Origin of the sequence: Microbacterium atlanticum (assembly GCF_015277815.1) — a bacterium.
Lineage (GTDB): Bacteria > Actinomycetota > Actinomycetes > Actinomycetales > Microbacteriaceae > Microbacterium > Microbacterium atlanticum.
Genome location: NZ_CP063813.1, coordinates 2,274,485 through 2,288,024 on the forward strand (window position 1 = coordinate 2,274,485; position 13,540 = coordinate 2,288,024).

9 protein-coding genes are annotated in these 13,540 nt (G+C 72.0%); all 9 read left to right on the forward strand.

Annotated elements, in window-relative coordinates:
* Positions 1 to 470: 470 nt before the first annotated feature.
* The 9 genes from hrpA to IR212_RS10420 all read left to right on the forward strand — a co-directional run bounded on the left by hrpA (position 471) and on the right by IR212_RS10420 (position 13,320).
* Positions 471 to 4,439: an ATP-dependent RNA helicase HrpA gene (gene hrpA / locus IR212_RS10380; protein ID WP_194395850.1), complete on the forward strand. Its 3,969-nt coding sequence runs from the start codon at positions 471 to 473 to the stop codon at positions 4,437 to 4,439.
* 53 nt (positions 4,440 to 4,492) lie between these two features.
* The gene (locus tag IR212_RS10385) at positions 4,493 to 5,434 is read left to right on the forward strand and encodes a quinone oxidoreductase family protein (protein WP_194395851.1); all 942 of its coding nucleotides are present in this window, start codon (positions 4,493 to 4,495) and stop codon (positions 5,432 to 5,434) included.
* 65 nt (positions 5,435 to 5,499) lie between these two features.
* Positions 5,500 to 6,888, forward strand: coding sequence for an O-acetylhomoserine aminocarboxypropyltransferase/cysteine synthase family protein (locus tag IR212_RS10390; protein ID WP_194395852.1), 1,389 nt, complete (start codon positions 5,500 to 5,502; stop codon positions 6,886 to 6,888).
* A 28-nt stretch (positions 6,889 to 6,916) separates the two neighbouring features.
* Positions 6,917 to 7,906, forward strand: coding sequence for a Gfo/Idh/MocA family protein (locus tag IR212_RS10395; RefSeq protein WP_194395853.1), 990 nt, complete (start codon positions 6,917 to 6,919; stop codon positions 7,904 to 7,906).
* A gap of 1 nt (position 7,907) precedes the next feature.
* Positions 7,908 to 8,768, forward strand: coding sequence for an NYN domain-containing protein (locus IR212_RS10400; RefSeq protein ID WP_194395854.1), 861 nt, complete (start codon positions 7,908 to 7,910; stop codon positions 8,766 to 8,768).
* 74 nt (positions 8,769 to 8,842) lie between these two features.
* Entirely contained in the window at positions 8,843 to 10,045 is a 1,203-nt protein-coding gene (locus IR212_RS10405; protein WP_194395855.1) for an ROK family transcriptional regulator, read from the forward strand.
* 8 nt (positions 10,046 to 10,053) lie between these two features.
* On the forward strand, positions 10,054 to 11,148 hold the full coding sequence (locus tag IR212_RS10410) for a sugar ABC transporter substrate-binding protein (RefSeq protein WP_194395856.1): 1,095 nt from the start codon (positions 10,054 to 10,056) through the stop codon (positions 11,146 to 11,148).
* A 10-nt stretch (positions 11,149 to 11,158) separates the two neighbouring features.
* Positions 11,159 to 12,076: an ATP-binding cassette domain-containing protein gene (locus IR212_RS10415; RefSeq protein WP_194395857.1), complete on the forward strand. Its 918-nt coding sequence runs from the start codon at positions 11,159 to 11,161 to the stop codon at positions 12,074 to 12,076.
* On the forward strand, positions 12,073 to 13,320 hold the full coding sequence (locus tag IR212_RS10420; protein WP_194395858.1) for a sugar ABC transporter permease: 1,248 nt from the start codon (positions 12,073 to 12,075) through the stop codon (positions 13,318 to 13,320). Before IR212_RS10415 ends, IR212_RS10420 begins: the two co-directional genes overlap by 4 nt.
* Positions 13,321 to 13,540 lie beyond the last annotated feature (220 nt).

Consider the following 13,540-nt stretch of genomic DNA (forward strand, 5'->3'; position numbering starts at 1 on the left):
GGGCTGCATCTGCGCACTCCTGGGGAGACCGCGGCGGTGTGGAGGAGTCGCCGGCGCCGGGAAGCGTGCTCTGCCGGCGAGGGTGTTCTGCAGAGGGCGTTGAACTTCCGGTTCACACGGACTGTGCGGCTCTCCGCGCCCTCCCCGACGCGCCCGGCCCCCTCACACACCCCTGCTCCCGAACCCCGCGCAACCTCCCGCTCACACAGCCCCGCTCCGAACCCCGCGCAACCTCCCGCTCACACAGCGCCGCTCCAGGGTTCCCGCGCAACCTCCTCCTCACACAGCCCCGCTCCGAACCCCGCGCAACCTCCTCCTCACACAGCCCCGCTCCCGAACCCCGCGCAACCTCCTCCTCACACACGTCGCGGGACCTTGAGATCGTTGTGTGAGCAGGAAGTTCAATGCGTTGGCGAGAAGGTGCGTTCCGAGAAGGGCCGCGACCCGCCGACCGGTTACGATCGAAGGCTATGTCTGCGCCCGCGCCCGTCATCTCGTATCCCCCCGAGCTGCCCGTCAGCGCGGCGCGGGACGAGATCGCGCGCGCGATCCGCGACCACCAGGTGGTGATCGTCGCCGGGGCCACCGGGTCGGGGAAGACCACGCAGCTGCCCAAGATCGCGCTGGAGCTCGGCCGCACGCGCATCGCGCACACCCAGCCCCGCCGCCTCGCGGCGCGGACGATCGCCGAGCGCGTCGCGGAGGAGCTGGGGGTGGCGCTCGGCACCACCGTCGGCTATAAGGTGCGCTTCACCGACAAGGTGTCGGAGGACACCCGGATCGCCCTCATGACCGACGGCATCCTGCTCAACGAGATCCACCGCGACCGGCTGCTGCGCCGCTACGACACGATCATCATCGACGAGGCCCACGAGCGCTCCCTCAACGTCGACTTCCTGCTCGGCTACCTGCACCGCATCCTGCCGAAGCGCCCCGACCTGAAGGTGATCATCACCAGCGCGACGATCGACCCCGAGAGCTTCGCGAAGCACTTCGCGACCCGTTCGACAGCGGCGGCGACGGAGCCGCAGCCGGCGCCGATCATCGAGGTGTCCGGCCGCACCTACCCGGTGGAGGTGCGCTACCGCCCGCCGGCGGCATCCGGCGAGGACGAGTCCGACGACGTCGACGGCATCACGTCGGCGCTGCGCGAGCTCGACCGGGAACCGGCCGGCGACGTGCTGGTGTTCCTCCCCGGCGAGGCCGAGATCCGCGATGCCGCCGACGCGGTGCGCGGGCTGTACGCGAAGGACGCCGCCCCGACCGAGGTGCTGCCGCTGTACGGGCGACTCTCGGCGGCCGAGCAGCACCGGGTCTTCGAGCCGTCGCGGGTGGCCGGCGTCCGCCGGCGCGTGATCCTCGCCACCAACGTGGCCGAGACGAGCCTCACGGTGCCGGGGATCCGGTACGTCGTCGACACCGGAACCGCGCGCATCTCGCGGTACAGCAACCGCAGCAAGGTGCAGCGTCTGCCGATCGAGCCGGTGTCGCAGGCGTCGGCCCAGCAGCGCTCCGGACGCGCGGGGCGCACGAGTCCCGGTGTCGCCATCCGCCTCTACGCCGAAGAGGACTTCCAGGCCAGACCGGAGTTCACCGAGCCTGAGATCCTGCGCACGAGCCTCGCCTCGGTCATCCTGCAGATGCTGGCGCTCGGGTTCGGCGACATCTCGTCGTTCCCGTTCCTGACCCCGCCGGACTCCCGCGGCGTCAAAGCCGCCCTCGACCTGCTGATCGAGCTCGGCGCGGTGCGCCCGGCGTCAGGAGGCCGCGACCAGCCCGCCCTCACCGAGATGGGCCGGGAGATCTCGCGGCTTCCGATCGACCCCCGCTTCGCGCGCATGCTCGTCGAGGCCCGTCGCACCGGCGTGCTGCGCGACGTGCTGGCGATCGTTTCGGGGATGTCGATCCAGGACGTCCGAGAGCGCCCCGAGGACCGCCGGGAGGAGGCCGACCGCCTGCACGCGCGGTTCACCGATCCGTCGAGCGACTTCCTGAGCCTGCTGAATCTGTGGAACCACCTGCAGGAGAAGCAGGCCGAACTGGGCTCCAGCGCGTTCCGGCGGCTCTGCCGCGCCGAGCATCTCAACTACGTGCGCGTCCGCGAGTGGGCCGACGTGCACCGGCAGCTGAGCTCGCTCGTGAAGGCGCCCCGACCCTCGACGCGCCCCGGGACCGATGGCCAACGCACCGCCGATCCCGACGAGATCCACAAGGCGATCCTCGCCGGCCTGCTGTCTCAGCTCGGCATCCTCGACGAGCGCACGGTGAGCCCCCCGCGAGACCGGCGGCCTGCCGGCGGCGGCCGACCGGGTGGGGCCGAGTACCTCGGCTCGCGCGGCACGCGCTTCGCGATCTTCCCCGGCTCGGCGCTGCGCAAGAAGCGCCCGAGCGCGGTCATGGCCGCCGAAGTGGTCGAGACCAGCCGCCTCTTCGCGCGCACGGTCGCGGCCATCGACCCCGCGTGGGCCGAGCCGCTCGCCGGCGACCTCGCGAAGCGGTCGCTGAGCGAGCCGCACTGGTCCAAGGCGTCGGGCGCGGCATCCGCGTACGAGAAGGTCACGCTCTTCGGCCTCGAGATCATCCCGAAGCGCCGCGTGCAGCTCGCCCGCTTCGACCGGCCGTTCGCCCGCGAGCTCTTCCTCCGCCATGCGCTCGTCGAGGGCGAGTGGGACTCGACCCACCTCGACAAGCGGCTGACGGCCTTCGAGCGGCGCAACCTCGAGCTGCGCCGGCGGCTCGAGAAGATCGAGGAGCGCGAGCGCCGGCGCGACATCCTCGTCGGCGACGAGGCCGTCTACCGGTTCTACGATGCGCGCATCCCGCGCGACGTGTTCGACGCCCGGTCGTTCGAGGCGTGGTGGAAGGATGCCTCGACCCGGACGCCGCGCCTGCTCGACATGACGGAGGCCGACCTGGTCGACGAGGCGTCGCGCGGCGACGAGAGGGACTTCCCGGCGCGCTGGTCCCAGGGCGACCAGGTGCTCTCGCTCGCCTACCGGTTCGAGCCCGGTGCGCCCGATGACGGCGTCACCGCCGTGGTGCCGCTCGCACTGCTGGCTCAGCTGCGGCCGGACGGCTTCGACTGGCAGGTGCCGGGCATGCGCGACGAGCTCATCACCGCGCTCCTGCGCGCGCTGCCGAAGTCCATCCGGCGGCACGTCGTGCCTGCTGCCGATTGGGCGGCGACCTTCGCCGCCGACCTCGAGGGACAGGGTCCGGAGGCCCACGACGGGATGCCTCCGCTCGGCCTCCGCGACGCCCTCGCCGCACGCATCCAGCGGGTCGCGAACCAGCCCGTGACGGGCGCGGACTTCGAACTCGACCGCGTCCCGGCGCATCTGCAGATCTCGTTCCGGGCCGTCGACGAGCGCGGACGCACCGTCGGCTCCGATCGCGACCTCCGCGCGCTCCAGGAGCGCCTCTCCGACCGGGTGCGCGCGTCCGTCTCGAAGTCGCTGACGGCCCGACCTGCGGGCAAGCGCCCCGGTCCGCCGTCCCCCGGCGCGGCGTCTGGCGGCCCCGCGGGTGCGACGGCCGGTGAGAGGGAGGGCAGCGGGGCGGCGACGGGCTTCACCGAGCGCGCCGGACTCACCGACTGGACCTTCGGCGACCTTCCCGACGTCGTCGACACCAGGGTGGCCGGGGGCGTGGTCCGCGGCTATCCCGCCATCGTCGACGAGGGCTCGACCGTCGCGCTCCGCATCGAGGCGACCCCCGAGGCGGCGGCCCGCGCCACGCGGCAGGGAGTGCGCCGGCTCGTGCTGCTGTCGGTGCCGTCCCCCGCGGCGTACGTGCTCGAACACCTCACGTCCGCCGAGAAGCTCGCGCTGGCGGCATCCCCGTATCCGTCTGCCAAGTCGCTCATCGAGGACTGCCGAGTGGCGGTGGCCGACGCGGTGATCGCGCGGACCGCAGCGGGCGGCGCGGTGCGCACCCGCGCGGGGTTCGAGACCGTGCGCGACGCACTGTCGATGGTCGTGGTCGACGAGCTCTTCCGGACGGTGTCGCTGGCCGCCCGCATCCTCGTTGCGACCCGCGAGGTGGAGCGGGCGCTCCGCGATGCGAACTCGCTGACGCTGCTGGGGGCGCTGGGCGACGTGAAGTCCCAGCTCTCCGGACTGGTCTTCCCGGGCTTCGTGGCGCGGACGGGCACCGAGCGCCTCGCGCACCTGCCGCGCTACCTGCGCGGCGCCCTCGACCGGCTGCGCGCGCTGTCCGACAACCCGGGGCGGGACCGGCAGCGGATGACGGAGTTCGAGCGCGCGGCCGCGGTGTTCGCCGATGCCGGCGGCACGATTCCGCCGGCGGAGGACGCGCCGGCTCCCCTCGTGCATGCGCGGTGGCTGCTCGAGGAGTACCGGGTGAGCCTCTTCGCCCAGACGCTCGGTACCGCCGAGCCGGTGTCGCTGCAGCGCATCCAGAAGGCGCTGCGCGGCTGACGCCGGGCACCGAGCCGGGAATAGGCGTCCGCAGGACAGGAGTTGCGCACCACATGACCGTCGCGATCGTCTACACCGAGTTCGGAGCCCCCGACGTCCTCCACGCGATGGAGGTCCCCGACCCGGTGCCCGGCCCGGGCGAGGTCGCCGTCCAGGTGACGGCGGCGGGCGTCAACCCGATCGACGCCAAGCTCCGCAGCGGCGCACGCTCGTCCGCGCCGATCACCGAACCGCGCCGGCTGGGCATCGACGGCGCCGGGGTGGTGACGGCCGTGGGAGAGGGTGTCGACGGCTTCCGCGCCGGCGACCCCGTCGTGTTCGCCGGCGCCTCGGGCGCCTACGCGAGCGACGTGGTCGTCGACGCCGGTCGCGTCTTCCCCCGCCCGTCGCAGGTGAGCGCCGCAGAGGGAGCGGCGCTGGGCATTCCGGTCGGCACGGCGTACCAGACGCTGCGCTCGCTCCGCATCGGCGCGGGCGACACGGTGCTCGTGCACGGCGGATCGGGCGCGGTCGGCCAGGCGCTCATCCAGTACGCGGTGCTGTGGGGGGCCATGGTGATCGCCACGTCGTCCGAGCGCCGGTTCGACCGCGTCCGGGCGCTGGGCGGCATCCCCGTCGCGTACGGCGAAGGACTGTCGGACCGCGTGCGGGCGTCGGCGCCGCGGGGCGTGACCGCGGCGATCGACGCCGCCGGGACCGACGAGGCGCTGCACACGTCCACCGAGCTGGTGCCCGATCGCGAGCGGGTCGCGACGCTCGTGCGGGGACGGGATGCCTCGGCCCTCGGCATCCGCGCATTCTCGGGCGGCTCGCCCGTCCCGCTCACGGCGCAGCAGCAGGCGTGGCGCACCGAAGCGGTCCCGGTGACGCTCGCACTCCTGGCGGCCCGCTCCTTCTCGGTCGAGCTCGGGCCCGCCTTTGCGCTGGCGGACGCCGCCGAGGCGCACCGGGCCGTCGAGGCCGGTGTCGACGGCAAGATCGTGCTCGTCCCCTGACAGCGGGGTCGCAACAGTTCGACACACGTCGCGCGTCGCGGGCGCCCGGCCTCGACAATCTCTGTATGCCCGAATCGGTCAACGGCTCCGCCACGCCCCACCGCGGCGCCCCGCGTTCGTTCGCGACGGCGCAGGTGCAGGCGGGGTTCGTCCCCGGTCTCGCGGAGAACACCGCCGTGCCGTCGATCCACCAGTCCAACGCGTTCGAGTTCCGCTCGCTCAGCGAGGCCCGGGACCTCTTCGCGCTCCGCCGGGACGGCAACATCTACAGCCGTGCGGCCAATCCGACGGTGCTCGTCTTCGAGCGCCGCGTGGCCGAGCTCGAGGGCGGCATCGCCGCGGCGGGCGTGGCGTCCGGCCAGGCGGCCGTCGCCGTCGCTCTGCTGGCGCTGGCCAAGCAGGGCGAGCACATCGTCGCCGCTCGCCAGCTGTACGGCGGCACCATCGACCTCCTGGGCGACACCTTCGCCGACTGGGGCATCGAGGTCACCTTCGTCGATCAGGACGACCTCGCAGCCTGGGAGGCCGCCGTCCGGCCGACCACACGGGCCCTGTTCGCCGAGTCGATCTCGAACCCGATCGCCCAGGTGCTCGATCTCGGCGCCGTCGCGGCGGTCGCGCGACGCGCGGGCGTGCCCCTGGTCATCGACAACACGGTCGCGACGCCCTACCTCCAGCGCGCGAAGGACTTCGGCGCCGACATCGTGGTGCACTCCGCGACGAAGTTCCTGGGCGGTCACGGCACGTCGCTGGGAGGTGTCGTCGTGGACCTCGGCACCTTCGACTTCACCGCCGACCCGGATCGGTGGCCGCAGCTCACCCGCACCTATGCGCGGGTTCCGGACGGCAGCCTCGTGGAGCGATTCGGCGCCACCGGGTCGCCCTACATCGCGCTGGTCAAGACCAAGTACGTCCACGACCTCGGCCCGTCGCTCTCGGCCTTCAACGCGTTCCAGCTGCTCCAGGGAATCGAGACCCTCGACCTGCGGGTGCAGCGCCACACCGCCAGCGCGCTGACCGTCGCCCGGTTCTTGGAGTCGCACCCCGCAGTGGCCCGTGTCCACCACCCCGGACTGGAGTCGAGCCCGTGGCATCGCCGCGCGCAGGCGTATCTGCCGCACGGCGCCGGCTCGGTGTTCGCCTTCGATCTGCCCTCCTCGGGCGACGACGAGGCCGACTTCCGGCTCGTCGAGGACGTCATCGCGCGCCTGCAGGTGATCAAGCTCGTCGCCAACATCGGCGATGCGCGCAGCCTGGTCGCTCACCCGGCGTCGATGACGCACAGCCACATGACCCCGACGCAGCTGGCCGACGCGCACATCGGCAGCACGACGGTGCGGCTGTCGATCGGCCTCGAGGACGCGCGCGACCTCGTCGACGACCTCGCGCGCGCGCTCGACCCGCTCGTCGAGGCCTCCGTCCGGCAGGAGCTGGCCGAGAGCCGGTCGCGGTAGGCGGTCGCCGGGGCGATAGCCTCGACCCATGACTTCGTCGTCCCCGCGCTGGGGCATCCTCGGCCCGGGCGGCATCGCCCGTGCCTTCACGAGCGACCTCCGGACCGCCGGGCTGGATGTGACGGCAGTCGGGTCGCGCCGGCAGCAGACCGCCGATGCGTTCGCGGCGGATTTCGGCATCCCCCGCGCGCACGGCTCCTACGAGGAGCTCGTCGCCGATCCCGACGTCGACATCGTGTACGTCGCCACGCCCCATCCGATGCACGCGGCGAATGCGCTGCTGGCGATCGAGGCCGGCAAGCACGTGCTCGTCGAGAAACCGTTCACGCTCAACGCCGCCGAGGCGGCCGCCGTCCGCGACGCGGCCGCTGCGCGGGGGGTGCTGGCGATGGAGGCGATGTGGACGCGCTACCTGCCGCACATGGTGCGCATCCGGGAGCTCGTGGCGTCGGGCGCCCTCGGCGAGGTGCGCGCCGTCATGGCCGACCACACGCAGCGCCTCCCCGCCGACCCGGCGCACCGGATCAACGCGCTCGAACTCGGCGGGGGCGCGCTACTGGATCTGGGCATCTACCCGATCTCGTTCGCGTGGGACATCCTCGGCGCCCCGCTGTCGATCGCGGCGTCGGCGCGCCTGGGCGACACGGGCTCGGACACCGAGGTCGCCACCGTCATGGCGCACGCCTCGGGCGCGCTCTCGACGTCGCTGTCGGCATCGCGCGCCGCCGGACCCAACACGGCGACCGTGATCGGCACCGACGCCCGCGTCGAGGTCGATCGCGTCTGGTACTCCCCCACCTCGTTCCGGGTGGTGGGCCCCGATGGCGTGGTCCGCGAGGAGTACCGCTCGGATCTCGACGGGCGGGGCATGCAGTATCAGGCCCTCGCGGCGGAGCGGCTCATCAGCGAGGGACGCACCGATTCAGATGTCCTGCCGATCGACGAGACGGTCGCGATCATGGGCACCCTCGACGAGATCCGCGAGCTCGTCGGCGTCCGCTACCCCGGAGAGGAATGACGTGGCCGATCTGCAGAACGCCCGCGTAGCCGTCTATCTCGACTTCGACAACATCGTGATGTCGTGGTACGACCGCGTGCACGGCAAGAACTCGTACTCGCGCGACCGCCAGAAGATCTCCGCAGGCGGGTCGGACCCCGAGATCGTCGAGCGCCTGACGGCGGCCACGATCGACGTGGGCGCGATCATCGACTACGCGACGTCGTTCGGGACGCTCGTGCTCACCCGCGCCTACGCCGACTGGTCGGCACCGGTCAACGCCGAGTACCGCTCCCAGCTCGTCGCGCGCGCCGTCGACCTCGTGCAGCTCTTCCCCGCCGCCGCCTACGCCAAGAACGGTGCCGACATCCGGCTCGCCGTCGACGCCGTCGAGGACATGTTCCGCCTTCCCGACCTGACCCACGTGGTCATCGTCGCGGGCGACTCCGACTACGTGCCGCTCGCGCAGCGGTGCAAGCGGCTGGGTCGATTCGTGATCGGCGTCGGCGTCGCCGGCTCGACGGCCAAGTCGCTGGCCGCCGCGTGCGACCAGTTCGACTCGTACGACGCGCTCCCGGGAGTCGCGGCTCCGCCGGAGGGGAAGAAGGATGCCGCCCCGCAGCGGCGCCGGAGCCGCAAGACCGCCGACCCGACGGGGTCACTGCTGGAGCGGGCGCTCCGGCTCGAGAGCGACAAGGACGACGTGGAGTGGCAGCACGCGTCGGCGGTGAAGAGCCTGATCAAGAGGCTCGACCCGTCGTTCAGCGAGAAGGCGCTCGGCCATAAGAGCTTCTCCGAGTTCGTCAAGGCGCACGCCGATGTCGCCGAGGTCGACGAGTCCGGCAACATCGTCCTCATCCGCCTCGCCGAGGGTCGCCGCTGACGACCCCCACGACGGGTCGCGGGCAGACGATTCCCGTCCGATCTGCGGAATCACCCGTCCGCTACAGTGATGCTGTGGCACGCCGTAACGCCCCACCGGGCTCGCAGACCTCGCTCCGCGAGGCCAACCGCGCGCGTGTCGTCGAGTCACTCAAGCGCCACGGCCGCCTCACGCAGATCGAGCTCGCCGGCAGCACCGGGCTCTCACCGGCGACCGTGTCCAACATCGTCAAGGAGCTGACCGCCTCCGGCCTCCTCCACACCTCCTTCACCACCAGCAGCGGCCGGCGGGCCACCCTGGTGTCGCTCGCCCGACGACTGGGGCTCGTCGCCGGCGTGCACTACAGCTCGCGTCACCTGCACATCGCGATCGCCGACACCGCGCGCACGATCGTCACGCAGTCGTCGCTTCCGCTGCCCCTGGACCACCGGCACGACGCCGAGCTGGACCGGCTGGCGCTTCTGCTGGGCGACATGATGGAGTCGCTCGGCAGCAGCCCCACCGACCTGCTGGCGGTGGGCCTGGCCCTGCCGGCGCCGATCGATTCCCGCACCGGCATGGTCTCGACCCCCGGACTGCTGCGCGGCTGGGAGGGGGTCGATGTGGCCGAGAGCCTCTCGGTACGCATCGGACGCCCGGTCTACGTCGACAGCGAGGCCAACCTGGGCGGGCTGGCCGAGGCACGGGAGGGCAACGGCCGCGCCGCCGCCTCGAGCGTCTTCCTCCGCGTGGGTCACACCATCAGCGCGGGGCTGATCGTCGACGGTGACCTCTTCCGGGGAGTCAACGGCAAGGCCGGCCAGATCGGCCACGTGACCCTCGACGAGAACGGCCCGATCTGCCGGTGCAGCAACCGCGGCTGCCTCGAGACCTACGCCGGCGGACCTGCTCTCCTCTCGCTCTTCCCCCCGAGCGAGGGGATGCACCGTCTCGGCGACCTGCTTCACGCCGCCGAAGCGGGCGACGGCGCGGCACGGCGGGTCATCGCCGACGCCGGGCGCCACATCGGCATCGCCGCGGCGAGCCTCTGCAACCTCGTCGATCCCGGACTCATCGTGGTCGGCGGCGAGCTCGGCCAAGCCGGCGAGATCCTCATGGCGCCCATGCGGCACGCCCTCGAGCGCACCGCACTGGCCTCCGCCGAGGGGCTGCCCGAGATCGTCGGGGCGTCGTTCGGGGAGTGGGCCGAGACGCGGGGGGCGATCGCGATCGCGCTGGACCACGTCACCGTCGACGCACAGCTGCCGAGCGCACCCTCGCTGCCCATCACCGCGTGAGCAGACCGATGTCCGGCACGCACCCTCACGGGCCGCGGCGGCCGCTCCGGCGCCGCACGGCGGTGGGGGCATCCGCCCTCCTCCTGCTCGTTCTGCTGCTGGCGGGTTGCGCGGCGTCGCCGCCCGCCGGACGCACACCCTCCGACGACACGGTCGCGCTGCTGCTCCCCGATGCGAAGACCGCCCGGTACGAGACGTTCGACCGCCCGCTGTTCGAGGCGCGGATCGCCGAGCTCGGCGACTACCGGGTGCTGTACGCCAACGCCGACCAGGACGCCGCGAAGCAGCAGCAGCAGGCCGAGTCGGCCATGACCGCGGGCGCGGGCGTGCTGGTGCTCGACCCGGTCGACGCGAATGCCGCGATCAGCATCGTGACCTCGGCGAACGCGAAGGGGGTGCCGGTGATCTCGTACGACCGCCTCGTCGCGGGCGGCGACCTGGCGTACTACATCTCGTTCGACAACGAGAAGGTCGGGGTGCTGCAGGCGGAGGCGTTCGTCAAGGCCCTGCGCGACCGGCGGGGCGAGGGGGGCATCCTGATGGTGAACGGCTCCCCCACCGACAGCAACGCCGCGCTGTTCAAGGAGGGCGCGCACAGCATCATCGACGAGAGCGGGCTGCGAGTGCTGGCGGAGTACGACACGCCGGGCTGGAATCCCGAGAAGGCCCAGGAGTGGGTCGCCGGCCAGATCGCCCAGCACGGCGACGCGATCGCGGGCGTGTACGCCGCCAACGACGCCACGGCGGGGGGCGCGATCGCGGCGCTCCGGGTGGCCGGCGTCGATCCCCTCCCCGTCGTCACGGGACAGGATGCCGAGCTCTCGGCGATCCAGCGGATCCTCACCGGCGACCAGCACATGACCGTGTACAAGGCGATCAAGCCGCAGGCCGAGCTGGCCGCCGAGGTCGCCGTGCAGCTGCTGGAGGGCGAGGAGGTGACGGCGCCGCTGGAGATCGAGGGCACGCCGGCCACGCTGCTGGACCCGGTCGCGGTCACCGTCGACGACATCATGTCCACGGTGGTGGCCGACGGCTTCTGGTCGGTCGAGGACATCTGCACCCCGGCCTACGCCGATGCCTGCGAAGCCGCGGGCATCGGGTAAGGTCCGGAGGATGCCGGTGACGCACCCGAGGACGGGAAGGCCGCGCGATCGCGTGCTCACCATGCGCGGGATCGCCAAGCACTTCGGCGCCGTCAAGGCGCTCACCGATGTGGACTTCTGGGTGAACGAGGGCGAGGTCGTCGCCCTCGTCGGCGACAACGGCGCAGGCAAGTCGACGCTGGTCAAGGTGCTCGCCGGGGTGCATCCGCCGGATGCGGGGACGATCGAGTTCGACGGCGAGCCCGTCGAGATCCACTCCCCCGCCGATGCACAGGCGCTCGGCATCGAGACGATCTTCCAGGACCTGGCGCTGTGCGACAACCTCGACGTCGTGGCCAACCTCTGGCTCGGCCGCGAGCTGCGCGAGGGCGCCACGCTGGACGAGGTGCAGATGGAGCAGCGCACCTGGACGCTGCTGCGCGAGCTGTCGGCGAAGATCCCGTCGGTGCGGGTGCCGGTGGCCTCGCTGTCGGGAGGTCAGCGGCAGACCGTCGCGATCGCGCGATCCCTGATCGGCGAGCCTCGCGTGGTGATCCTGGACGAGCCGACCGCCGCGCTCGGCGTCGCGCAGACAGCCGAGGTGCTGAACCTCATCGAGCGGCTGCGCGAGCGCGGCCACGGCGTCGTCCTCATCAGCCACAACATGGCCGACGTGATGGCGGTCGCCGACCGCGTCGTGGTGCTGCGGCTGGGGCGCAACAACGGCGTCTACAACGTCGCCGATGTCACCACCGAGATCCTCATCGCGGCCATCACCGGCGCCGCCGACCACTCGGCGCTGCGCCGGGCGCCGGATCGAGCGGATGCCGCGGACCCGTCGCCTCGCGACCCCTCGGCGTCGGCGCCCGAGACCGCGGGCGGAACCGTCATCCGCATGCCGCGCGGCGGACCGCGGCGGCCGCGGCCCCGCGGGAAGGGATCGGGATGAGCGCGCCGGGCGAGGAGCGGCTGATGGAGCCGCGCACCTCGGAGAGCCTGCTGAGCGGAGCGGGCCTCCGTCACGCCTGGGAGGCGTTCGCCGGGAGGGTGCGCGAGGGCGAGCTGGGCGCGCTGCCGGTGGTGCTCGGGATCGCGGTGATCTGGACGGTCTTCCAGGCGCTGAACCCGGTCTTCCTCTCCAGCGAGAACCTCGTCAATCTCACGATGCAGTGCGCGGCCATCGGAACGATCGCGCTCGGCGTCGTGGTGGTGCTGCTCGTCGGCGAGATCGACCTGTCGGTCGGCTCGGTGTCGGGTCTTGCCGCGGCGGTGCTGGCGGTCTCCTTCGTCCAATCGCAGTGGCCCCTGATCGTCGCGGTGGTCGCGGCCATGGCCGTCGGCCTGCTGGTGGGCCTGCTGTACGGCTACCTCTTCACGAGGTTCGGGCTTCCGAGCTTCGTGATCACGCTGGCCGGTCTGCTGGGGTTCCTGGGGCTGCAGCTGTGGGTGCTGGGAGAGACGGGGTCGATCGCGATCCCGTTCGACTCGTGGCTCGTGCACTTCGCGCAGCAGCTCTTCCTCCCGCCGTGGGCCTCGTACGTCGTGGCCGTGCTGGCGGCTGCCGGCTTCGCCTGGTCGAAGCTGCGTCGGGCCCGCCGCCGCACCGCCGCCGACCTCGTGAGCCAGAGCTATGCCGACATCGCCGTGCGCAGCGCCGTCCTGCTGGCGTTCCTCCTCGCGGCCACCTGGTATCTCAACCTCGATCGCGGGGTGGGCGTGATGTTCCTGTTCTTCCTCGCGCTCGTGGTGGCGATGAACTTCCTGCTCACACGCACGCGGTGGGGACGCGCGGTGTACGCCGTGGGCGGCTCGGTCGAAGCCGCGAGGCGCGCCGGGATCCGCGTGGACCGCATCTACCTGTCGGTGTTCGCGATGTGCACGACCCTCGCCGCCGTCGGCGGCATCCTGGCGGCTGCCCGGCTCGCCTCGGCGAACCAGAGCTCCGGCACCGGCGACGTCAACCTCAACGCGATCGCTGCGGCCGTGATCGGCGGCACGAGCCTGTTCGGCGGACGCGGATCGGCCTTCGCGGCCCTCATCGGCATCGTGGTGATCCAGTCGATCTCGTCGGGTCTGACGTTGCTCAGTCTCGACTCCTCCGTGCAGTTCATGGTCACCGGAGTCGTCCTCGTCCTCGCCGTGATGGTCGACGCGATCTCGCGCCGCACGCGGGCGGCCACAGGCCGCGCCTGACCCAGCGAACACCCGCACTGTCTTCACTTGACGAACGCTCTGTACCGGCGTATCGTGCGCCGGCCGCAACCAACTGAGCATTGTGCCCGTCGAGCGCACTCATGCCTAACAATCTGCCCGCTATCGGACGTCGGTTGCACAAGGGAGACCTCGCAGTGCCAGCCTGACGTACGGCGTTGCCAAAGCGTTATGTTCAAGACTTGACGACAAGAATCGAACA

Excerpts from the sequence above, each read along its gene's own strand:
- IR212_RS10385 (WP_194395851.1), top strand. The coding sequence starts at position 4,493 with ATGACCGTCGCGATCGTCTACACCGAGTTCGGAGCCCCCGACGTCCTC.
- IR212_RS10410 (WP_194395856.1), top strand. The coding sequence starts at position 10,054 with ATGTCCGGCACGCACCCTCACGGGCCGCGGCGGCCGCTCCGGCGCCGC.
- IR212_RS10415 (WP_194395857.1), top strand. The coding sequence starts at position 11,159 with ATGCCGGTGACGCACCCGAGGACGGGAAGGCCGCGCGATCGCGTGCTC.
- IR212_RS10390 (WP_194395852.1), top strand. The coding sequence starts at position 5,500 with ATGCCCGAATCGGTCAACGGCTCCGCCACGCCCCACCGCGGCGCCCCG.
- IR212_RS10420 (WP_194395858.1), top strand. The coding sequence starts at position 12,073 with ATGAGCGCGCCGGGCGAGGAGCGGCTGATGGAGCCGCGCACCTCGGAG.
- hrpA (WP_194395850.1), top strand. The coding sequence starts at position 471 with ATGTCTGCGCCCGCGCCCGTCATCTCGTATCCCCCCGAGCTGCCCGTC.
- IR212_RS10395 (WP_194395853.1), top strand. The coding sequence starts at position 6,917 with ATGACTTCGTCGTCCCCGCGCTGGGGCATCCTCGGCCCGGGCGGCATC.